The sequence below is a fragment of the Rhizobium sp. O111 genome, from assembly GCF_055616315.1.
Map to the genome: position 1 here is coordinate 160,421 of NZ_JBSHXL010000002.1, position 21,566 is coordinate 181,986.

Below are 21,566 nucleotides of genomic sequence, written 5' to 3' on the forward strand. Positions count from 1 at the left end.
CTTTCCAATACTCCCATCAAGGATGATTGTTGCCCATGAGCCTAGAGACCGTCCGCGCATTCCTCAGCGCATCCGCTCCCGATATCGACATCATCGAAACCGAAATGAGCTCCGCGACCGTCGCGCAGGCAGCCGAAGCGCATGGGGTCGATCCGGCGCAGATCGCCAAGACGATCTGCCTGCGGCTAGATGACGCGCCGATCCTCGTGGTTGCCGGCGGTCTGGCGCGGCTCGACAATCGCAAGTTCAAGGACACGTTCGGCACCAAGGCGCGGCTGCTGAATGCCGAGGAGGTCGTCGAGGCGACCAGCCACCCTGTTGGCGGCGTCTGCCCGTTCGGGCTTCCTTCGCCTTTGCGCATTTATTGTGACGTTTCCCTCAAGCAATTCGACGTGGTGGTGCCCGCTGCGGGATCGACCAATTCGGCTGTCCGGATCGCGACGGATCGCCTGGCGGAGCTGACCAAGGCGACGTGGGTTGACGTCTGCCAGTAGGCCGACACACGAACAATTGAACCAGATTCAACGCAAAGCTTAAAACGCAGAAAAAGAAACCTATATAAGGGGTCGAAACTCAACTGTTGCCATATGGGAGACTTTAGATGCCTCGTGCCGTTTCACGTTTTGCCAAGGTTGCGGCGATTGCCGCCCTGACAGGCGTTACCGTATTTGCGTCCATCGGGGATGCGGATGCGCGGCGGGCAGGAAGCTCCGGTTTCGGCAGCCGCGGCACGCGTACGTTCCAGGCGCCGCCGGTCACCCGCACCGCGCCGGCCCCTGCCGCCCCTATGGATCGTTCGATGAGCCAGCGCCCGGAAACCAACGCGCCTGGCGCCGCGACGCAGCCGGCCATGGGTGGTGCTCAGCAGCGTGGTGGCCTGTTTGGCGGCTTTGGCCGGTCGATGATCGGCGGTCTCGTCGCCGGCGGCCTCCTCGGCATGCTGCTCGGTCACGGGTTCGGCGGCGGCTTCGGCTTCCTCGGCATGCTCCTGCAGTTCGCTCTGATCGCCGGCGCCATCATGCTCGCCGTGCGTTTCTTCGCCAATCGCAGCCAGCAGCCGGCCTATGGCTCGGCGCGTCCGAGCGGCGTCAGCCCGATGGCATCGAACGGCAACTCGTCCTTCCGTATCCCGAGCATCGGTTCGGGCGCGGCCGGCTTTGGCCTTGGCGGCTCGAATGCCGCTCCGCAGCCGCCGCGCAACGATCAGCCGAGCGATGAAATCGGCATCAAGCCTGATGACCTCGACCGGTTCGAGCAGCTTCTCACCGAAGTTCAGACCGCCTATGGCGCCGAGGATTACGGCACGCTTCGCAAGCTGACGACGCCGGAAGCCATGTCCTATCTCGCCGAGGAACTGGGCGAAAACGCCACCAACGGCGTTCGCAATCAGGTCAGCGACGTCAAGCTGCTGCAGGGCGATGTCGCCGAAGCCTGGCGTGAAGATGGTTCTGACTACGCGACGCTCGCCATGCGCTATCAGTCCATCGACGCTGTCATCGAGCGCGATGGCGGCCGGGTGGTCAGCGGCGACACGCGCTCGCCGACCGAGAGCACCGAGGTCTGGACCTTCGTGCGCAAATCCGGCACCGACTGGAAGCTTGCAGCTATCCAGGGCACCGAACAGCGCGCAGCCTGATATCTATCGAGTTGAAACCCTGCTTCAGCCCTCCTGGGCTGCGGCAGGCACGACCCAGAGCGGCCGATCTTCGCGCCGTGGCGCGGCAATGGTTGGAGCGGCTTCCTCTTCTGTGAGGAGGCCGTCTTCGTTTTCGCTGACGTCCACTTCATAGGCATAGTCGTAAAGCATCTCGCAGGCGCGTTCGCTGGCCTTGATCTTGGCCTCGGTCTCGCTGATCGCCGAGGCGATCGCCTTAACGCGGGCGCGCAGCATCGAGCCGAGAATATCGGTCGAAGGGCGCTTTTCCAGGCGTTCCAGGTGATGCTCGATACGCGCGGCGTGGCGCTCGAGTTCGCGCTTGGAAAAGCGCGCCTTGCGCATGTCCTCGGAGAGATCGTCGCGCATGCGCGCGAGCGGATCGAAGGTGCCGGGCTCACGCTCATCCAGCGTCAATTCATTGACGAGCTTCTCGATCACAATCAGCGCCTGCAGATCGACGGGATCGGCGAGTTCGACGTCATAGCCGGTATCGTCGAACACCTTGCGGCGAACGGGATCGAGCAGCAGTTCATAGGCCTTCTGCACCCGCCCGAAGGCACTGGGATCGCCACCGGAATCCGGATGCGTCGTCTTCGCGCGCCTGCGGTAGGCCGACTTGATCTGGTCATCGCTCGCGTCCCTGCGGACACCGAGAATCTCGTATGGATTGGTCACTGTCCCTCCGCTGCTGTCGGACATCGTCGTGACACCCGTGAAGGGCATTCGTCTATCAATGCCGTTCTTCTACCATCACTGGGGCAGAGTTTGGACAAAAGAATGCATAAGTTTGCGTGAAGGCCCGGATTGCCTGAAGGCATCCACCGTCTGTCCACAGTTTGATTGGGCGCACGTGCTTGCCACGTCCTTTTCCGCGCGGAAATCAAAGCAATAGGAAAATCGCATGTCGCAATGAAGCTTAATCGATATAATGGCGCCGCTTGCGTTGACGCTGTCAGTCAAATCGAGTTCTATCCGCCACCTTCTTGCGCCAGCCCCGCTGGCGGAGAGCTTCGGAGGACGGTTTCGTGCGTATTATCAAATCGATAGCGGATCTTAGGGCGTGCCTGGAGATCTATCGGCGTGAGGGCAAGAAGATAGGCCTGGTGCCGACCATGGGCTTTCTGCATGTCGGTCACATGGAGCTCGTCTCTCGCTCCAAGGCTGCAAACGACGTGACCGTGGTGTCGATTTTCGTCAATCCGCTGCAGTTCGGCGCCAACGAGGATCTGGCCCGCTATCCGCGCGATCTCGAGCGGGATTCTGCGCTTCTCAAGAATGCCGGCGTCGACTTTCTGTTCGCGCCGGAGGTGACGGACATGTGTCCGCGCCCGATGCTGACAGTTGTCGATGTGCCGGAGATTGGCCGGCAGCTTGAGGGCGAGGTCCGTCCGGGACATTTTGCCGGTGTCGCCACTGTCGTCACCAAGCTCTTCAATATCGTCCAGCCGCATGCCGCCTATTTCGGCGAGAAGGATTATCAGCAGGTGGTGCTGATCAAGCGGATGGTCGAGGATCTCGCGCAGCCGGTCGACGTGGTCGCGGTGCCTACGGTGCGCGAAGCCGATGGGCTGGCCTGCTCTTCCAGAAATGTCTACTTGAGCGAGACGGAGCGCGCCGCTGCCGTCATCGTGCCGCGGACGCTCGACGAAGCGGCCCGGCTCTATGCCGAGGGCTGCGATGATCCCGTGGAACTGGAAGCCGCATTGACCCGATTTGTCGCATCCGAACCGCTCGCGAGTGCCGAGGTTGTCGCCGTCAGGCATCCCGAAACGCTGGAACCGCTGACCTCGCTGCAATCGGCGCCGGCGCTCGTGGCGCTTTTCGTGCGGATCGGAAGCACGCGCCTGCTCGATAACCGCGTCATCGGCCTGGCGGCACAGTCGAGGGCTGCTTGATGAGCGCGCAGGGCAAGCAGAAGCGACTGACCACGGCCTCGATCCGCTCGATGAAGGGCGGTGATCGCGTCGTCTGCCTCACCGCTTATACGACACCCATCGCTCGCCTGCTGGACCCGCATTGCGATCTGCTTTTGGTTGGCGATTCCCTGGGCATGGTGCTTTACGGCATGGAGACGACGGTCGGCGTCACGCTCGACATGATGATCGCCCATGGCCGCGCCGTCATGCGCGGCGTGTCGCATGCCTGCGTGATCGTCGATCTGCCATTCGGCAGCTACCAGGAATCCAAGGAGCAGGCCTACCGAAACGCTGTCCGCATCCTGCAGGAAACGGGCTGCGACGGGGTCAAGCTCGAGGGTGGAGAGGAGATGGCCGAGACAATCGCTTTCCTGACATCGCGCGGCGTGCCAGTCTTCGCTCATGTTGGCCTGATGCCGCAGTTGGTCAACACGGCGGGCGGTTTCCGCTCGCTGGGGCATTCCGAGCAGGAGGCGACGAAGATCCGCCGCGATGCGGCGGCGGTCGCCGATGCCGGCGCCTTTGCCGTCGTCATCGAGGGAACTGTCGAGCCACTGGCGCGCGAGATCACGGCATCTCTGTCTATCCCCACTATCGGCATCGGTGCGTCGGTCGCCTGCGATGGCCAGGTGCTGGTGTCGGACGACATGCTGGGCCTGTTCAGCGATTTCAAGCCGCGCTTCGTCAAGCGCTTCGCCGAGCTGGGTCCGCTGGTGTCGCAAGCGGTGGAGACCTATGCGGAGGACGTCCGCGCCGGCCGGTTTCCGGGCGCCGAGCACACCTTCCAGCCGCGCAAGTAGTCGAGGTTTATGCCATGGGCGTGTCCCCGCGATGTTTGGTCGCGCTTTGGTAGCGAAAACCTGCGCTTAATTGCATCTTTGCGGAAGTGCGCTACACTCGATTTGCTTCAAGGCCGAGTTGCGTTCAGCTAATACCGATCGCATACCGCCTTTTCGTGAAGCAGTGACGGCATGATGTCTATACTCGCGCGTTCGCGGCGGAGATAAGATTTTTAGGAGTGATTTCATGCTGTAGCCTTAGGCCATCCGCCGACGGGTCTGCAGCGCCTTTAAGGCCTACTCAGCTTGTGTCAGTTTTGGAATTCGGGGGAACTCCTAAGATGCACATCAAGACGTTCAGCCTGCTTCTTTTATGCCTTTCGTTCGTATCCTGCCAAAGAGAGGGCGGCGAGCCCGCCGAACTGACCATTCCTGTTCGTGCCGAACCAGTCGCGCTTCAGGATTTCCGCTACAGCATCAAGCTCACCGGTGCGATCGCCGCCCATATCGAATCCAATCTCTCGTTCCGCGTAAGCGGCAAGGTGACCGAGTGGACCGCCGATGTCGGCGCGCATGTGACCGCCGGACAGGTGATCGCGCGGGTCGATCCACAGCAGCAGAAGGCCGATGTCGAGGCCGCGCAGGCCGCGCTCGTCGCCGCGCAGGCCGACGTCGAGCAGGCGACCTCGGAGTTCGAGCGGCGCAAGACGCTGCTCGCCAGCGGGTCGATCTCCAAGGAATCCTACGATCAGGCGGCAACGGCGCTTGATACATCGAAGGGTTCGCTCGATAACGCCAAGGCGCAACTCGGCACCACCAAGGATGCGCTCGGCTATACAGAGCTGAGAACGGATGCCGATGGCATCATCACTGCTCGTAACGTCGAAGTAGGGCAGGTGATGCAGGCGGCGCAGACCGCATTCACCCTGGCGCAGGACGGGCCGCGCGACGCGGTGTTTTACATCTACGAGACGCTGCTGCAGTCGAGGCCCGATACGCCGAGGATCGAGGTAGCACTCGTCAGCGATCCCAGCGTCACGGCGTTCGGCAAGGTCACCGAGATCTCGCCGACGATCGATACGTCCACCGGCACCGTGCGCGTCAAGATCACGCTTGAGGAGACGCCTGCGAGGATGACGCTGGGCGCGCCGGTGACGGGCTTTGCTCAATCGGCGCCGACGAAGATGATCATCCTGCCCTGGACGGCATTGTTTGCCATCGACGGCAAACCGGCGGTGTGGGTGATAGACCCGAAGGATGAAACCGTCAGCCTGAAGCCGGTCAAAGTCGCGACCTACGAGACCGGCCGTGTGATCATATCGGGCGGGCTTGATGTCGGCGAAATGGTCGTCACCGATGGTGGCAAGATGCTGCGACCGGGCCAGAAGGTGACGGTCGAAGGAGGGCAGAGCTGATGCGGCGGTCTTCTATCCCCAAGCTTCTTGTTATCCCGATGATCATCGCGCTCAGCGCGTGCAGCGAAGAAAAGGAGACCGCTTCCCCGATACGGCCAGTCCTGTCGAGCATCATCGAGCTCTCGAACTTGCCGACCCCGAGCTTCGCCGGAACGGTTGCGCCGAAGACGGAGACGCCGCTCGGCTTTCGCGTCGGCGGCCTGATGGTGGCGCGCGATGTGAATGCGGGCGATGTCGTGACCAAGGGCGAGCTCCTGGCGTCGCTTGAACCGACCTCGCTGGAGCTTGCAGTCAGATCGGCGCAGGCTGAGCTTGCCAATGCGCAGGCGCAGCTCGCCAATGCAAGGTCCTCCGAGGAGCGCGCCCGCGCGATTTTCCAAGGCGGAACGGCCACCAAGTCCAGCCTTGAGAGCAGCGTGCAGGCAACCCAGACCGCGCAATCGGCCGTGGTGCAGGCACAGACCGCGCTCGACAAGTCGAACGAGGATCTTTCCTACGCGCAGCTTCTCGCGACCTTCGACGGGGTCGTAACCGCCACCTCCGTCGAGGTGGGGCAGGTGGTATCGGCCGGCGAATCCGTGCTGACGGTCGCCATGCCAGGTGAGCGTGATGCGGTCATCGACATTCCCGAGGGCGAACTGATCCCCGCGATAGGGGATGCCTATTCCATCCTGCTGCAGATCAATCCGTCGATCACATCGGCGGGTGTCGTGCGCGAGGTGGCGCCGGCCGCCGATGCCGCGACCCGCACGCGCCGCGTCAAGATCGCGCTGCATAACCCGCCCGACGCCTTCAGGATAGGAACAACGATCACGGCGATCCGGCAGGCCCGCGATATCAAAAAGCTGTTCCTGCCGGCTTCGGCCGTCCTCAATCAGGACGGCAAGACGCTGGTGTGGATCGTGGATGAGAAGGCCGAAACCGTTCGATCGCAGGAGGTGAAGCTGCGCGACAAGACGTCGGCGCATCCCGAGGTCGTCTCGGGTCTGGAGCCGGGGACGCGCGTCGTCATCGCCGGCGTCCATAGCCTGAAAGAGGGGCAGAAGATCAAGGTCGAGGGTGGGGCGCGCTCATGAACAAGTTCAACCTCTCCGACTGGGCGCTCGAACACCGGTCGATGATCTGGTACTTCATGATCGTCTTCGCGCTGCTGGGGATTTTCTCCTACATGAACCTCGGGCGCGAGGAAGACCCGAACTTCACCATCAAGACGATGACGATCTCCACGCAGTGGCCCGGCGCGTCCGCCGAGGAGACCACGCGGCAGGTCACCGAACGGATCGAGCGCAAGCTCGAGGAGCTGGATTCGCTCGACTACACCAACTCGCTGACGATCGCGGGCCAGACGACGGTTTTCGTCTATCTCAAGGACTCCACCAAGGCGCGCGATGTGCCGGGCATCTGGGTCGACGTTCGCAACATGATCAGCGATATCGAGGGGCAATTTCCCTCGGGCGTGCAAGCGCCGACCTTCAACGATCGCTTTGGCGACGTCTTTGGCAACATCTACGCCTTCACTGCCGATGGGTTCACGCAGCGCCAGCTGCGGGATTATGTCGAGAGCGTGCGCCGCAGCATCCTGACCGTTCCGAATGTCGGGAAGGTCGATCTGGTCGGCGCCCAGGACGAGGTGATTTTCCTCGAATTCTCGACGCGCCAGCTCGCCGCGCTTGGCATCAGCCAGGCGGATGTGCTCAACACGCTGCAATCGCAGAACGCGATCACGCCATCGGGCGTGCTGCAGGCGCAGGGCGAACGCGTCAGCCTGCGTGTCAGCGGCCAGTTCACCTCGGAAGACAGCCTGCGCAGCGTCAATCTGCAGGTGAACAACCGCTTCTTCCGGCTGAGTGATATCGCGACCATCACGCGCGGCTACACCGATCCACCCACCGCGCTCTTTCGGGTCAACGGCATGCCGGCAATCGCACTCGCCATCGGCATGAAGCAGGGCGCCAATCTGCTCGAGTTCGGCAAGGCGCTGCAGACCGAATTGCGCAAGGTGCATGCCACGCTGCCGATCGGCATCGAACCGCATCTCGTGGCCGACCAGCCCGTCATCGTCGAGGAGGCAGTGTCGGGGTTCACGCGGGCGCTGGCGGAAGCGATCATCATCGTGCTCCTGGTGAGTTTCGTCAGTCTCGGCTGGCGTGCGGGGCTGGTCGTCGCCTTTGCGATCCCGCTGACCTTGGCGATCACCTTTGTCTTCATGGAATATGACGGCATCTCACTACAGCGCATCTCGCTTGGCGCGCTGATCATCGCGCTCGGCTTGCTTGTCGATGACGCCATGATCGCCGTGGAAATGATGGTCGCGCGGCTGGAGGCCGGCGATCCGATCACCAAGGCTGCGACCTACGTCTATTCGCATACGGCCTTCCCAATGTTGACGGGAACCCTGGTGACCGTCTCGAGCTTCATGCCTGTCGGCCTCAACAACAGCGCGGCCGGCGAGTTCACCTTCTCGCTCTTTGTGGTCATCGCGGTGTCGCTGGTCGTGTCGTGGATCGTGGCGGTGGTGTTCGCGCCCTTGCTCGGGGTGACGATCCTGCCCAAGACGATGAAGCGGCATGAGGAGAAGAGCGGCTGGTTCGCAAACGGCTTCGCGAAAATCCTCGATGTCTGCATGCGGTTCCGCTGGATCACCATCGCGCTGACGGTGATCGCCTTTGCCTGCGCGGTTTACGGCATGCGCTTCGTCCAGGAACAGTTCTTTCCGTCGTCCGACCGACTGGAGTTGATCGTCGATTTCGCGCTGCCCAACAACGCCTCGATCAGCGAAACCGACAAGCAGATGGCGCAGTTCGAGAAGGAGAAGCTGCAGGGCAATCCCGATATCGAGCGCTGGTCCACCTATGTCGGGCAGGGCGCGCAACGCTTCGTTCTGTCTTTCGACGTGCAGCCGGCGAGCCCGTCTTTCGGCCAGGTGGTGATCATCACCAAGAGCCTTGAAGTGCGCGACAAGCTTCGCGTGGATCTTCAAGAATATCTTACCAAGACCTTCGTCGGCACCGATGCCTATGTGAAGCTGCTCGACATCGGCCCGCCCGTCGGCCGCCCGGTTGCCTATCGTCTCAGCGGTCCTGACATCGAACAGGTCCGCCAGCGCGCGCTGGAACTCGGCGCGGTCATGAGTCAGAACCGGTCGCTTGGCGATGTGGTTTACGACTGGAACGAGCCGCAGCGTGTCGTGAAGGTCGATGTTCTCCAGGACAAGGCACGCCAGCTCGGCGTCACCTCGGAGGATATCGCGTCGGCGTTGAACGGCATCGTTGGTGGTGCGTCGGTGACGCAGGTGCGCGACGACATCTACCTGATCACCGTCCTGGCGCGCGCCCAGGCATCCGAGCGGCGGTCGATCGAGACCCTGCGCGACCTGCAGCTGCGCACCAGCAATGGCAACTCCGTTCCCTTGGCGGCGATCGCGAATTTCCGCTACGAGACCGAGCCGCCACGAATCTGGCGCCGCGACCGCCTGCCGACCGTCACCCTCAAGGCCGCCGTCATCGACAACAAGCAGCCGGCGACGGTTGTCGATCAGCTGGCCAAGGATATCGATGCCTACACCGCGCAGCTGCCAACGGGCTTTACGGTCGAGGTGGGCGGCAGCGTGGAACAGAGCGCCAAGAGCCAGGCGCCGATCGCCGCCGTGGTGCCGATGATGCTGTTTACGATGGCGACGATCCTGATGATCCAGCTTCAGAGCTTCTCTCGGCTGTTTCTAGTCTTCGCGGTCGCGCCTCTGGCGCTGATCGGCGTCGTGATCGCGCTATTGTCGAGCGGCGCGCCGATGGGCTTCGTGGCGATCCTCGGCATCCTCGCCCTGATCGGCATCCTGATCCGCAACTCGGTGATCCTTGTCGTGCAGGTGGAGGAACTCAGGCGAGAGGGGCATCATCCCTGGGATGCGGTGCGGGAGGCGACGCAGCATCGAATGCGTCCGATCCTGCTGACGGCGGCGGCGGCGAGCCTTGCGCTCATCCCGATTTCACGCGAGGTGTTCTGGGGGCCGATGGCCTACGCCATGATGGGCGGCATCATCGTCGGCACGGTGCTGACGCTGCTCTTTCTGCCCGCGCTTTATCTCGCCTGGTTCCGGATCAAGCGGCCGGACGGGGATGAGCATGTTGCGGAAAAAGAAGTGACTGGAAGCGCGGGTTGATCAGGCCCGCAGCCAGTCTGCAATGCCGCGCGCGGCGGCGCGACCGGTGGCGAAGCACGCGGTGAGCAGATAGCCACCCGTTGGGGCTTCCCAATCGATCATCTCACCGGCGACGAACAGGCCGGGGCGCTGCTTCAGCATGTAGTGCTCGTCGATCTCGTCCCATGCGACGCCGCCCGCCGATGAAATGGCTTCAGTGATCGGGCGCGGGGCGACGACGTGGATCGGCAACGCCTTGATCAGCCGCGCCAGCCGAGCGGGGTCACGCAGATCGGCGTCATCACCGCACTCGCGAACGAGGTTTGCCTTGACGCCATCAAGGCCGGCGCCTTTGCGCAGCCGGTTGGCGAAGCTCGTCTTGGCGTCCTGCTTCGCAAGATCGCGTTCGAGCCGCTCCAGCGCACGCCCGGGCATAAGGTCGACGATGAGCTCGGCAGGCTGTCCAGATGCCAGCGCGTCTCGCAATGCGGCTGCATGGGCGTAAATCAGGCTTCCCTCTATGCCGTGCTGGGTAACGACAAACTCGCCCTGTGTCGATCCCGCCGGCGAGGTCGCCACCACGGACTTGACCGCAGCGCCGGCGAAGCGCTCGCGAAACACCGCGCTCCAGTCGACATCGAAGCCGCAATTGGCCGGTTGGAAATCGTGAACCGGAACGGCCTCATTTCGCAACCAATTGACCCAGCGACCGTCCGAGCCAAGCCGCGGCCAGCTCTGGCCGCCGAGTGCGAGCAGGGTGGCATCGGGCTGCACGACGAGGTCGCCTTCGGGCGTCTGGAACAGATAGCCACCGTCGGAAAAGCCCTGCCAGCGGTGCCGGGTCCGGATTGTAACCCCCTGCGCGTCCAGCCGCCTGATCCACGCGCGCAACAAAGGCGATGCCTTCATCGCCACGGGAAAGACGCGTCCGGAGGTCCCGACGAAGGTCTCGGTCTCCAGATCGGCGGCCCATTGCCTGATATCGTCAGGGCAAAAGGCGTCGAGCGCGTCGCGCAGGCGCCCGTTGGCGGTGCCGAAGCGCGTCGCAAAGCGTTGATAGTCTTCCGAATGAGTGATGTTGAGACCGGATTTTCCGGCAAGCAGAAACTTGCGCGCGACCGTCGGCATAGCCTCGTAGACCGTGACCCTATGCCCGGCTGAAGACAAAATCTCTGCCGCCATAAGCCCCGCCGGCCCGCCGCCGATGATGGCTACCTCTTTGTTCGACATACATACGCCCGCAATTAAATTCGCAGGCCCGTCATGACGCGTACGCTCAATATACGCAACCCCGCCAAGGCGGAGCCGCGTGCAATCACGTTAGATGCCGATGCAAACAGCGCGCACCAAGCCTCGTCGACAAAAAAAGGCGTCAGTCCACAAAACGCGGGATAAAGCGCGGCTGGGCTGAGGCTTCTTCCTCTTTTATGGCGTCTTCGTGGTACCAGCAGCTGTCGTAGACGCAGGGTTCCAGATCTTTTTCCAGGTCAACCTTCTGACGAAGCGCCGATGAAGCGAAGCGCTTCGTCGGGAAAGCGTAAATCGTTGCCGACTCGTGATGCACACCAGTAACCATGTCATGCCTCCAAATTGAGTCCGCCCTAAAGCGTTAAGAGGGACAATAACACAGTTGCACAGAGAATGCGCTATTTGATTGAAAAAAGTGCAACAAATGTTTGAATCGTGGGCAATCGCGATTTGAACAGCTTTATATCAGAAATTTACAGAATACATAAAATATGCAATTGCACAATAAATGATCATTTTGGCCGCTGTGCGGAAAAAATCGACCGCCGTCTTATTCATCTTTTTCCAGCGGAGTGTTCGATCAATAGGCAGCGTAACCGCTTGAGTCCACTGGCACTTCAGTGCCTGCTGCGATTGATGAGTGCCTGCCTGAACAGCACTTTAAAGGCGCCCTTCCGCGTGGTCATTTCACCCCTCGTCGCGAACTGGCACGCTACATGCATACTCTTTGGCATCCCTCCACGGGCAAGGCAGCCTCGGCTTCCGCGTCCTTGGGACCTGCTGACACCTTTGTTTTGAGAGACTCGCAAATGACCAAGTATAAGCTCGAGTACATCTGGCTCGATGGATACACCCCGGTACCGAACCTTCGTGGCAAGACGCAGGTCAAGGAATTTGCAGAATTCCCGACGCTCGAGCAGCTGCCGCTCTGGGGCTTCGATGGCTCCTCCACGATGCAGGCCGAAGGCCGCAGTTCCGATTGCGTGCTGAAGCCCGTCGCCGTATATCCGGACCCGGCTCGTACCAACGGCGTACTCGTCATGTGCGAAGTCATGATGCCTGATGGCGTTACCCCGCATGCTTCCAACGCCCGCGCAACCATCCTCGACGACGAAGATGCATGGTTCGGCTTCGAGCAGGAATACTTCTTCTACGAAAACGGCCGTCCGCTCGGCTTCCCGGAGCAGGGCTACCCGGCTCCGCAGGGTCCTTATTACACCGGCGTTGGCTACTCGAATGTTGGCTCGATCGCACGCGAAATCGTCGAAGAGCATCTCGACCTTTGCCTCGCTGCCGGCATCAACCACGAAGGCATCAACGCCGAAGTGGCCAAGGGCCAGTGGGAATTCCAGATTTTCGGCAAGGGCTCGAAGCGCGCCGCCGACCAGATCTGGATGGCACGCTACCTGCTGCAGCGCCTGACTGAAAAGTACGGCATCGACATCGAATATCATTGCAAGCCGCTCGGCGACACCGACTGGAACGGTTCGGGCATGCATTGCAACTTCTCGACCAAGTTCATGCGCGAAGTTGGCGGCAAGGCCTACTTCGAAGCTCTGATGGCCCAGTTCGACAAGAACCTGGAAGCTCATATCGCTGTCTACGGTCCTGACAACGACAAGCGTCTGACCGGCAAGCACGAAACTGCTCCGTGGAACAAGTTCTCCTACGGCGTTGCCGACCGTGGCGCTTCGATCCGCGTTCCGCACTCCTTCGTAAAGAACGACTACAAGGGTTACCTGGAAGACCGCCGCCCGAACTCGCAGGGTTGCCCTTACCAGATCGCTTCCCAGGTTCTGAAGACGATCTCGGAAGTTCCGACGGCTGGTTTCGCTTCGGCTGCTGCTTAAGCCAAATCCTGATTGATTGTGATGGCGCTGGTCGAAAGACCGGCGCCATTTCTTTTGGATCACGGCTGATGTGCCTCGCATTGGCACGGTGAGCGACGATGGTCGCGATTTCTTCCCGCCGATCCCGATTTTTCTAAACCCTGTTTGAGATCGCCATCGTCTAACGGTTGAAAAACTCAACCGAACGGCCGCATTCCTTTTGCGTTATAGTCTCTTTTCACTATACTTGTGTTGGATCATCCAAACGCGAGTTACCCTTGGTGTCAGTGGCTAAGCACAGCCTCCTGCTTCGCTTGCTCGGAAAGCCCGCGCTTTTCGCCAATGACGGCGAAATCGTGCTTCCGGAAAAAGCCTATCCGCTCCTGGCCTTCGTGGCTGCGTCGTCGCAGTTCTCGATGGAGCGCGAGACGTTGCGGGGCATGCTCTGGCAGTCCGATGTGTCGAAACAGCGCGCCGGCAGCCTTCGGCAGCTCCTTGCCCGCATCGATCGCAGCGTGCCGGAAGGGCTTCCCCGCCTGATCACCGCCACCAACACTCATATCATGCTAAACGCCGAGCACTGGGCGACCGATGTCCTGCTCCTGCGAGACGCCACGCATCCGCTGGCGCGAACCGATTGGGCCTTACTTCAGGGCGAGCTGCTTGAGGGTTTCCGCGCGCCAACGATGGAAGCGGACGAGTGGGTCACGATCGAGCGCCGCCGCGTCGCCGAATGCCGCGACGCGCATCTGATGACGCTGCTTGATTCGCCCGAAAAGCTGACACTCGCCGATACCGTATTGCTGGCCGGGCTGCTTGTGGCCACGGATCCGGCGAACGAGGCGGCCTGCCGCGCGCTGATGAAGGCGCATGCGACGGCGGGCGATCTTGGCTCGGCGCGGCAAGCCTATTTCCGCTGCCGCAACGAATTGAAGGCTGAGTATGGCGCCGAGCCGGATGCGGCAACCCAGGCGCTCGCGCTGGAGCTCGGCATCATTGCACCGGCGGCACCTGCCGTGTCGGAAGCCGCCGCCGTTAGGCCCGCGACCGCCGACCCGGTTGGCCAGCCGCGCGTGCTCATTCTTCCACCGGAAACGATGCTATCAGAGCCGCTGCTGCAGCGTGTCGGCAGAGCTTTGCTCGAGGATGTCACGATCGGCCTCAGCCAGCAGCGTGGCTTCAAGGTCATTGCGGCGCATACGAGCGTCGAGATTCTAAACCGCAGCCTCGCCAGCGGCGAACTGCAGCCCATGCCGCCGGAATTGCGTTTCGATTACACCGTCTATGTGACGATCCACGGCCGCGAGGACGAGATCTACGCGACCTGCAGGCTGACCAAGACATCGACCGCCGAAGTGCTGTGGGCGATCGACCTGCCGCTTGCCATGCAGAAGGTCAACCAGTCCTTCGGCCAATTGGCGCGGCGCATCGTCATGACGCTTGCCGATACGATCGAGCGGCGCGAGCTGACGGATATGATGCACGATGTCTCGCCCTCGGCCTATCGGCTCTATCTCGAGGGCAAGCGGCTCGTATCGAAGACCGATCTGCAGCACCTCCGGCAGGCGCGCAAATGGTTCAAGTCGGCGCTATCGAGACATGACCGCTTCTCCTCCGCCCATGCCGGAATGGCTCGCGTGTTGGGCATGGAATGGCTCGTTCGCGGCATGAAGGACACGGCACTTCTGGAAGAGGCCGATCGGTCGGCATGGCAGGCGCGCGACAGCGATCCGAACAGCGGAAGAGCCATGCGCGAGCTTGGCTTCGTCGCGCTCTATCGCCGCCGCTTTGCCGATAGCCTCGATTTCTTCGCCGAAGCGCAGATGCTCAATCCGAACGACGCGGATATTCTGGCCGATCATGCGGATGCGCTTCTGCATGACGGGCAAAGCGACAGGGCGCTGGAACTCAGCCACGCCGCGTTGAAGCTCAATCCGCTGCCGCCGGATTATTACTACTGGAACCTGGGCGGCATTCATTTCGTCCAGGAGAATTACGCCAAGGCGATCGAGGTGCTCGACCGCGCCAAGGACCGGCCGGCGACCTCGCGTCTGCTCGCTGCAGCCCATGCCAAAAACGGCGACAAGGCCACCGCAGCGCATTATGCCTCGGTTGTCCTCGAGAATTTTCCGGATTTTCGCACGGAAGATGTCTGGCGTTTCGTGCCGGATCGCAACCCTGACGATACTCGCCAGCTGATAGACGGACTCAGGATGGCTGGCCTGTCCTGAAGTGCTACACATGGCGATTTTGGCCGTTAATTAGCGAAATTTCCAGTCACACCGGAATAACGCCGGCCGTTCACAGTCTCTCCTGTTCGCAGCAAATGCTGCCACCAAAAGGAGAAAACAATGACCAACGCAATCAAGTCCACCGTTCGCCTTTCCGCTGCTGCCCAGGCCGTCCTGAAGCAGAACGCCGTTCAGCTCGACACCAACGCGACCGCGAACATCGTTCACGCTCTGAAGTTCCGTTGAGGTTTTTGCGAATGTCTGTTCAGGCAGCACTCACGGATCTGGCTGGGGATCTAAGTCTTTCCGCGGCGGGCGTCAGTGCCTACCACGACCGCTCCCTGACGCCTGGACAGACATTCGCGGCGATCAAGCCGCACTTTGCCGAGCTTGGAATAACGCGCGTCGGCTTGTTGACGGCGCTCGATCTTCTTGAAATCCCGGTCGCCTTCGCGACTCGCCCGAACAGCTACACGCTGTCAGTCTTCCAGGGGAAAGGCATCGACGAGGAAGCCGCGATGACCTCGGCTGCCATGGAAGCGGTCGAAACCCGGGTTGCCGAAATGCAGCCGGATGATCTGGTCATCGCCACGCTCGCCGGCATGAAGGCCGAGCGGGCGCCGCTGATCGATCTCGATTCCGTCGCGCGCTGCGTGCCGTCGGACATTGATACTGGCCCGCTCGCCTGGAGCGAAGGCCTCGACATCATGAACGACAGGCCGGTTTTCGTGCCGTGGTCGCTTGTCGGCCTCGACCATCGTGGCACGCGCCCTTCTGGCTTCGAGCAGTCCAGCGACGGCCTGGCATCGGGCAATCGTCCTGCCGAAGCCGTGCTACACGGCCTGTGCGAACTGGTCGAGCGCGACGCATGGGCGCTGACGCAGCTTCGCCCCTTCGATGAACTGCGCGGTTCGCGCATCGATCCGGCCGGGTTCGGCGATTCCGTCATCGACATCATTACCGACCGCATCGCCCGCGCCGGCATGCGGCTTTTGCTTCTCGACATGACGACCGATATCGGCGTGCCGAGCTTCCTTGCCGTCATCGTTCCCGGCGACCTCGGCGACCGCGTGGATGCGCGCTGGACGAATGTCTGTGGCGGCTGCGGTTGCCATCCGGATCCTGTCCGCGCGGCGCTGCGCGCCATCACCGAGGCAGCGCAGAGCCGGTTGACGGCGATTGCCGGCAGCCGTGACGACTTCACGCCGCGCGTCTACCAGCGCCTTGATGGCGACGGACCGATGCAACAGCTGATCGAGCTCTGCGACGAGACGCCGGTGGCGCCGCGCTTTGCCGAGCCTGCCAAGCGCAGCATCCAGCAGACCATCCGTCACATTCTGGATCGGCTGCGTGCGCGGGGTATCGAACAGGTCGTGGCCGTGCCGATCCCGCATCCGCGCCTTCCGGTCTCCGTCGTTCGCGTCATCGTGCCCGGTCTCGAGGTCGATGTCAGCGGCGAATTCATTCAACTTGGCTTGCGCGCGATCGGCGCCATGCAGGGAGCCCAGGCATGAGAGTAATTTTCGCAGGACCAAGCTTCGGCCGGGATCTCGACAGGCTTCAGGCGGAGCATCCGTCGATCGAGTTTCGCGGGCCAGCCGCGCGAGGCGATATCCTGCAGGCGGTGCGCGATGGCGCCCGCGCCATTGGCATCGTTGATGGCTATTTCGGCGAGATGCCGTCCGTCTGGCACAAGGAAATCCTCTTCGCGCTTGAGCAAAACGTTGTCGTCGCCGGCGGCGCCAGCATGGGCGCGCTCAGAGCCGCCGAGTGCTCGGCGTTCGGCATGGTGGGCATCGGCTCGATCTATGACGATTACGCTGACGGCCGGCTCATCGACGATGAGGCCGTTGCGCTGGTTCACGCACCGGCAGAGCTGGGCTGGCTGCCGCTCTCCGTTCCGTGGGTCGATTATCAGCCGACCATCGACGCGCTGAACAGGCAAGGCCTGTTCTTGTCGGGGGAATACAAGAAGCTTCTTCTGTCGGGCCGCGCGCTGCATTTCTCCGAGCGGACCTATCCGAAGGCGGTGGAACGCTGCGCTTTCGAAAACGCCGCGCGCGCCAAGGAAATCGTGAAATTGATTCGCGCGAACAAGATCGAGCGCAAACGCGCCGATGCCGATATGGTTCTGGATTACCTCGAAAGCGTGAAATTCACCGCTGGAAAGCGCAGCTGGGGCTTCGCGGCAACGTCACACTGGGAGTTGCTGCATGCGGAAATCAGCACCCCGGTAACGCCTGTAACGCTCTAATAACGCCACGCCTGAATGATGGAAGCACTGGAGCCCCAAAGTGGTGTTTGGGGCATCTCAGAGAGGCGGAGCGGACGAGATGAACATTCAGACGATGGACGAGGGAAGCGGAAGCGAATACGCGAGGATTTTCCGCTTGCTGTCGGCCGCGAAGGACGAAGCGCAGAAGCTCAAGTTGAACAACCTGACGCATCTGACAAACATGGCTCTGCTGCAGGTCGTCATCGATTGGGATGGAATCGACCCGGAGCGTGAGCTGGACGTGAATCTGGAAAAGCTGATCGGTACCAAGACGAAAGTGGCAATGAAAGACGCACGAGAAAACCTCGTCGTCCTGGAACGCCACTAATCGCTATGGTATCCGCGAAGCCGCTTACTCGGCGGCTTCGCTTTCGATCTGCTCCATGCCGGCAATCGCCTGCACCAGCTTGACGATCTTCTTGCGAACCTGCTCGTTCTTGATCGACAGGAAGGCAGCGTTCAGGAGCACGCCGTCGCGCGATACGACGAATTCGTCGCTCGGGGTAGGATTGTCGTTGGCGTTGGCCGAAATGTCTTCGAAGAATGAGCGGACGTCGACATCGAGCGCACCGGCGATTTCAACGAGCATGCTTGCCGAAACGCGGTTCGAGCCCTTCTCGTATTTCTGAATCTGCTGGAAGGTGACGCCGACGCGATCACCCAGTTCGGTCTGCGAAACCTTGCGCATCAGGCGCTTGATGCGGATCGTCTTGCCTACGTGGACGTCGACGGTATGCGGAGCTTCTTTCATGGCCTTATCCTTCTAACGCCAGTGCGGCGTGCTTATTATTCCCTGCGGCAACCTTACCAAGATATTTGAACGGATCAATTGTGCCGCCCATTTTTATTCCCGCCAACTCATGTGCCTGAAGACCCTGACTTTCAACTGAAAACAGCGCTTGGACCAGCAAATTTATGTGACGTCGAATGCAATCATAAGTAAGTATTCCAGTTCAATCTGACCAAACGGGGCTTATATACATCCTCCGGTAGATAAATCGCCGGAATTTGAGATTAGCATCGAAGGCCGTTATATCCGCTGGGAACGTTCCTTTCAGGGCTTTTCCGCGCGGTAACAAAACGGTGTACGCGGCGAATTGACGATTGGATTAGTGGTCGCTGAACTTATTGTTGTGGTCTGCATTTGTTCGCGCCGGTTGGTGAGAGTCCCTGCTGAGCAGTGCTTTTGACGTAAGGTGCTGGATGAAAACATGAATCCGGCTGTCGTTTTCTCGCAAATTTCGAGCGCGGGGATCGATGCATCGCTTCGCCTGGACGAGAGATTTATCTGAAGAAATTTGCGGGAGCGGCCGTCGATCAATTCTTCATTAGCACACTACCGAGAGTGGATTATTTGTGTATCGGATCGATCCACCGAACGTCTTCCGGCTTTTCAACCGGTTCAATATCGAGATTGACCACCACAGGCTCCTGCCCGGACCGGACGAGGACGCATTCCAGCGTCTCGTTTTGGCTCGCATTGATCTCCTGATGCGGCACGTAAGGCGGCACGAAAATGAAGTCGCCGGGCCCAGCCTCGGCGGTATACTCGAGGTTTTCGCCCCAGCGCATGCGCGCCTTGCCCTTCACGACATAAATGATGCTTTCGACATCGCCATGATGGTGCGCGCCGGTCTTCGCGTTGGCGTGGATTGTCACCGTACCGGCCCAGATCTTCTCAGCGCCGGCGCGGGCATTGTTGATCGCCGTCGCGCGGTTCATGCCCGGGGTCTGCGCAGTGTTCGGATCGAGCGCATTGCCCGGGATGACCTTCACGCCGTGTTCGCGCCAGTCGATGGGGCCATGGGAATGATCGGCGTCGTGGGAGCCGGGATCGTTGCTCAAGTCGGGTCTCCTTCGTTCTCGGGCAGCATCGCCCGCAAGCCGGCGCCGCTCAGCCTGCTCGCGTGGAAAGCGCGTCGAGCTTGCGGCGCAGTCGGCGGCGGACGTCGTCGTCTTGCTGCTCCATGGCGCCAAGCATGTCACGGACGGTGCCGCGCAGCCCGTGTATCTGGTCGACGAGATCCATGATGAGATCGACGCCGGCTTCGTTGACGCCCATGTCGCGGGTGAGGTCGAGGATCAGCCGCGCCCGCGCCACGTCGTCGTCGCGGAACTCGCGATCGCCGTCATGGGCTTCGGGGATCAGCCAGCCCTGCTCGATCCACACGTCCACCACGGTCACGTCGATCTTCAGGGTTCGGCGGAATTCAAGATCATTCATGGCTACTCCTCCATGCCTTTTCTCGGATTCTGCGGATTGGCCGGCGTCCACTCGCTCATGAATTCGGCAAGCTTCGGGTCTGGCTCATCCGGCAAGACGACTTTCAGAGACACATAGATATCGCCGGCGCCGCCACCGCGCTTTGGCGCGCCCTTGCCCTTCAGGCGCAAGACCTTGCCGGTGCTGGAATTCGCGGGCAGCGTCAGATTGACCGCGCCCGATGGCGTCGGCACACGCACCTTGCCGCCGAGCACCGCCTCGGACAGCGATATCGGTAGATCGATGCGGATGTCATCGCCATCGCGAACATAGAACTTGTGCGGGCGAACGCGGATCTCCACCAGCGCGTCTCCCGGCGGACCGCCGCCGATCCCCGGCTCGCCCTTTCCCTTCAGGCGCAGCGTCTGGCCGTCGCGGGTTCCGGCCGGGATCTGCAAGTCGAGTGCAGGGCCATCCGGCAGGCGTATCTGCGTCTTGGTGCCGTTGATGGCGTCGAGAAAATCGACTTCCATTGAATATTGCCGGTTCTGCCCCTGCGAGCGGAATTGCCCACCGCCGCGTCCGCGTCCGGAGAAGAAGCTTGAGAATATGTCGTCGCTGTCGCCGAAGTCGGCGAAGCCGGCATTGTTCTGATAGCGACCGCCGGCGCCGGCCTGCGAGGCGTAGTCGCGATAATAGTTGCGCTGCGCCTGCTCGGCGCCTGTCATGTCGATCTCGCCTCTGTCGAAGCGCTTGCGCTTGTCCTCGTCGCCGACGATCTCGTAAGCGGCGGAGATTTCCTTGAACCGGTCCTCGGCCTGCTTGTCGCCGGGGTTCAGGTCGGGATGCAGTTTCTTCGCGAGCTTGCGGAACGCGCTCTGGATTTCTTTTTGCGTAGCGTCCTTCTTGACGCCCAGAAGCTCGTACGGATCTCGGCTCATACATGTCTCCGTTCAGCCGGCGCGGATCGCCGGCAATCTTTGACATATATATAGGTTGCAAAATCGCGCGGGACGAGAGGCGCGATGTCGCTCCTGTTCTCAAACCGATCGCCGCGGCGAGCGTACTTAGACGTCAGCGATCTTGCGGAGATCGTCGATAGCGCCGGGTCCCGCCGCGAGCACCTTGGCACCCTTGGTCAATCCCTCGCCGTTGGCCGGGAAGGGATGGAACCAGCCGCCGGCTTCCTTGACCAGGCAATATCCGGCCAGGCAGTCCCAGGCGTGCATGTAGGGCTCGTAATATCCGACGAGGCGGCCAGCGGCGACATAGGCGAGCATGAGCGCGCCGGAGCCGTTTCGAATGAAATTGCCGCCTGCGTCCAGCAGTTCCTCGACCATCTTGGCGACCGTGGCGGGCGAAACATGGCTGTTCGCGCCGATACCGGTCACCGCGTTGCGGATATTGCGTTCGGGGCTGAGCTCGAGCTTTTTGCCGTTCAAGGTCGCGCCCATGCCGAGGGCAGCGGCGTAGACCTCATCATGGCAAGGCGAGGCGATGACGCCGACGACAGGCACATCGTCGTGCAGCAGGCCGATCGAGACGCACCAGTTCGGCATGCCGTTGACGAAGGGACTGGTGCCGTCGATAGGATCGATCACCCAGGTGAAGCCCGACGTACCTAGTGTGAGACCATACTCCTCGCCGAGAACGCCATCTCCGGGATAGGCTTCCGCGAACCGTGCACGGATCAAATTCTCGACCTCCCGGTCGGCGATCGACACCACGTCCTGCGGGTCGCGCTTCGTCTCAATCACCAGCGTGTCGCGACGCTTGAAGTAGTCGAGCGCCACGGCGCCTGCCTCGCGGGCAACGGCCTCGGCTAGGGCCAGACGAGCTTCGAGCCCTGGAATAACGCGCAATGTCATCGCAACA

At 61.5% G+C, this 21,566-nt stretch carries 21 protein-coding genes; 13 read left to right on the forward strand and 8 right to left on the reverse strand.

All coding sequences use genetic code 11. The annotated features are described in order from the left end of the window. Positions 1-35 precede the first annotated feature (35 nt). Together ACVTFQ_RS20370 and ACVTFQ_RS20375 are read left to right on the forward strand one after the other, a co-directional pair. Positions 36-494 (forward strand): YbaK/EbsC family protein, encoded by a 459-nt coding sequence (locus ACVTFQ_RS20370; RefSeq protein WP_112436572.1) that lies wholly within the window; start codon positions 36-38, stop codon positions 492-494. A 107-nt stretch (positions 495-601) separates the two neighbouring features. After that, positions 602-1,636, forward strand: a complete 1,035-nt coding sequence (locus ACVTFQ_RS20375; RefSeq protein WP_112436571.1) for a Tim44 domain-containing protein — start codon at positions 602-604, stop codon at positions 1,634-1,636. Between the two features lie 24 nt (positions 1,637-1,660). On the opposite strand, the gene ACVTFQ_RS20380 is transcribed toward ACVTFQ_RS20375, so the two are convergent. Then, complete coding sequence (locus ACVTFQ_RS20380; RefSeq protein WP_112436634.1) at positions 1,661-2,332, reverse strand: J domain-containing protein; 672 nt, start codon at positions 2,330-2,332, stop codon at positions 1,661-1,663. Between the two features lie 350 nt (positions 2,333-2,682). Here ACVTFQ_RS20380 and panC point away from each other — a divergent pair, with 350 nt between their 5' ends. The 5 genes from panC (at position 2,683) to ACVTFQ_RS20405 (ending at position 9,926) form a co-directional block, all read left to right on the forward strand. Further along, positions 2,683-3,552: a pantoate--beta-alanine ligase gene (panC, locus tag ACVTFQ_RS20385; protein WP_112436570.1), complete on the forward strand. Its 870-nt coding sequence runs from the start codon at positions 2,683-2,685 to the stop codon at positions 3,550-3,552. Beyond that, positions 3,552-4,373 carry a 3-methyl-2-oxobutanoate hydroxymethyltransferase gene (gene panB / locus ACVTFQ_RS20390; protein ID WP_112436569.1) on the forward strand — a complete coding sequence of 274 codons (822 nt, stop codon included), beginning with the start codon at positions 3,552-3,554 and terminating at the stop codon, positions 4,371-4,373. Before panC ends, panB begins: the two co-directional genes overlap by 1 nt. Positions 4,374-4,693: 320 nt before the next feature. Beyond that, positions 4,694-5,767 carry an efflux RND transporter periplasmic adaptor subunit gene (locus ACVTFQ_RS20395; protein ID WP_112436568.1) on the forward strand — a complete coding sequence of 358 codons (1,074 nt, stop codon included), beginning with the start codon at positions 4,694-4,696 and terminating at the stop codon, positions 5,765-5,767. Then, a complete protein-coding gene (locus tag ACVTFQ_RS20400) occupies positions 5,767-6,843 on the forward strand; it encodes an efflux RND transporter periplasmic adaptor subunit (RefSeq protein WP_112436567.1) in 1,077 nt (358 codons plus the stop codon). The genes ACVTFQ_RS20395 and ACVTFQ_RS20400 overlap by 1 nt, the downstream gene beginning before the upstream one ends. Beyond that, the gene (locus tag ACVTFQ_RS20405; RefSeq protein ID WP_112436566.1) at positions 6,840-9,926 is read left to right on the forward strand and encodes an efflux RND transporter permease subunit; all 3,087 of its coding nucleotides are present in this window, start codon (positions 6,840-6,842) and stop codon (positions 9,924-9,926) included. The genes ACVTFQ_RS20400 and ACVTFQ_RS20405 overlap by 4 nt, the downstream gene beginning before the upstream one ends. Here the strand turns inward: ACVTFQ_RS20405 and ACVTFQ_RS20410 are convergent, their stop codons facing one another. Together ACVTFQ_RS20410 and ACVTFQ_RS20415 are read right to left on the reverse strand one after the other, a co-directional pair. Beyond that, positions 9,927-11,135: a TIGR03862 family flavoprotein gene (locus ACVTFQ_RS20410; RefSeq protein WP_112436565.1), complete on the reverse strand. Its 1,209-nt coding sequence runs from the start codon at positions 11,133-11,135 to the stop codon at positions 9,927-9,929. 142 nt (positions 11,136-11,277) lie between these two features. Continuing rightward, on the reverse strand, positions 11,278-11,481 hold the full coding sequence (locus tag ACVTFQ_RS20415) for a DUF2735 domain-containing protein (protein WP_112436564.1): 204 nt from the start codon (positions 11,479-11,481) through the stop codon (positions 11,278-11,280). Positions 11,482-11,962: 481 nt separating this feature from the next. Here ACVTFQ_RS20415 and ACVTFQ_RS20420 point away from each other — a divergent pair, with 481 nt between their 5' ends. The 6 genes from ACVTFQ_RS20420 to ACVTFQ_RS20445 all read left to right on the forward strand — a co-directional run bounded on the left by ACVTFQ_RS20420 (position 11,963) and on the right by ACVTFQ_RS20445 (position 17,816). After that, positions 11,963-13,003 carry a glutamine synthetase beta-grasp domain-containing protein gene (locus ACVTFQ_RS20420; protein ID WP_111560694.1) on the forward strand — a complete coding sequence of 347 codons (1,041 nt, stop codon included), beginning with the start codon at positions 11,963-11,965 and terminating at the stop codon, positions 13,001-13,003. A 293-nt stretch (positions 13,004-13,296) separates the two neighbouring features. Continuing rightward, entirely contained in the window at positions 13,297-15,213 is a 1,917-nt protein-coding gene (locus ACVTFQ_RS20425; protein WP_470424169.1) for a BTAD domain-containing putative transcriptional regulator, read from the forward strand. Positions 15,214-15,333: 120 nt separating this feature from the next. Further along, complete coding sequence (locus ACVTFQ_RS20430) at positions 15,334-15,459, forward strand: hypothetical protein (RefSeq protein ID WP_280637067.1); 126 nt, start codon at positions 15,334-15,336, stop codon at positions 15,457-15,459. An 11-nt stretch (positions 15,460-15,470) separates the two neighbouring features. Continuing rightward, complete coding sequence (locus tag ACVTFQ_RS20435; protein WP_112436562.1) at positions 15,471-16,727, forward strand: YcaO-like family protein; 1,257 nt, start codon at positions 15,471-15,473, stop codon at positions 16,725-16,727. Beyond that, positions 16,724-17,467, forward strand: a complete 744-nt coding sequence (locus ACVTFQ_RS20440) for a TfuA-like protein (RefSeq protein WP_112436561.1) — start codon at positions 16,724-16,726, stop codon at positions 17,465-17,467. Before ACVTFQ_RS20435 ends, ACVTFQ_RS20440 begins: the two co-directional genes overlap by 4 nt. 79 nt (positions 17,468-17,546) lie before the next feature. After that, a complete protein-coding gene (locus ACVTFQ_RS20445; protein ID WP_018896781.1) occupies positions 17,547-17,816 on the forward strand; it encodes a hypothetical protein in 270 nt (89 codons plus the stop codon). A 24-nt stretch (positions 17,817-17,840) separates the two neighbouring features. On the opposite strand, the gene ACVTFQ_RS20450 is transcribed toward ACVTFQ_RS20445, so the two are convergent. The 5 genes from ACVTFQ_RS20450 to ACVTFQ_RS20470 form a co-directional block, all read right to left on the reverse strand. Beyond that, a complete protein-coding gene (locus ACVTFQ_RS20450) occupies positions 17,841-18,239 on the reverse strand; it encodes a helix-turn-helix domain-containing protein (RefSeq protein WP_018896782.1) in 399 nt (132 codons plus the stop codon). Between the two features lie 599 nt (positions 18,240-18,838). Then, on the reverse strand, positions 18,839-19,333 hold the full coding sequence (locus ACVTFQ_RS20455) for a cupin domain-containing protein (RefSeq protein WP_112436560.1): 495 nt from the start codon (positions 19,331-19,333) through the stop codon (positions 18,839-18,841). Positions 19,334-19,382: 49 nt separating this feature from the next. Then, complete coding sequence (locus ACVTFQ_RS20460; protein ID WP_112436559.1) at positions 19,383-19,712, reverse strand: chaperone modulator CbpM; 330 nt, start codon at positions 19,710-19,712, stop codon at positions 19,383-19,385. 2 nt (positions 19,713-19,714) lie between these two features. Then, positions 19,715-20,632 (reverse strand): DnaJ C-terminal domain-containing protein, encoded by a 918-nt coding sequence (locus tag ACVTFQ_RS20465; protein ID WP_112436558.1) that lies wholly within the window; start codon positions 20,630-20,632, stop codon positions 19,715-19,717. 126 nt (positions 20,633-20,758) lie between these two features. Then, positions 20,759-21,559, reverse strand: a complete 801-nt coding sequence (locus ACVTFQ_RS20470; protein WP_112436633.1) for an inositol monophosphatase family protein — start codon at positions 21,557-21,559, stop codon at positions 20,759-20,761. Between the last annotated feature and the right edge of the window lie 7 nt (positions 21,560-21,566).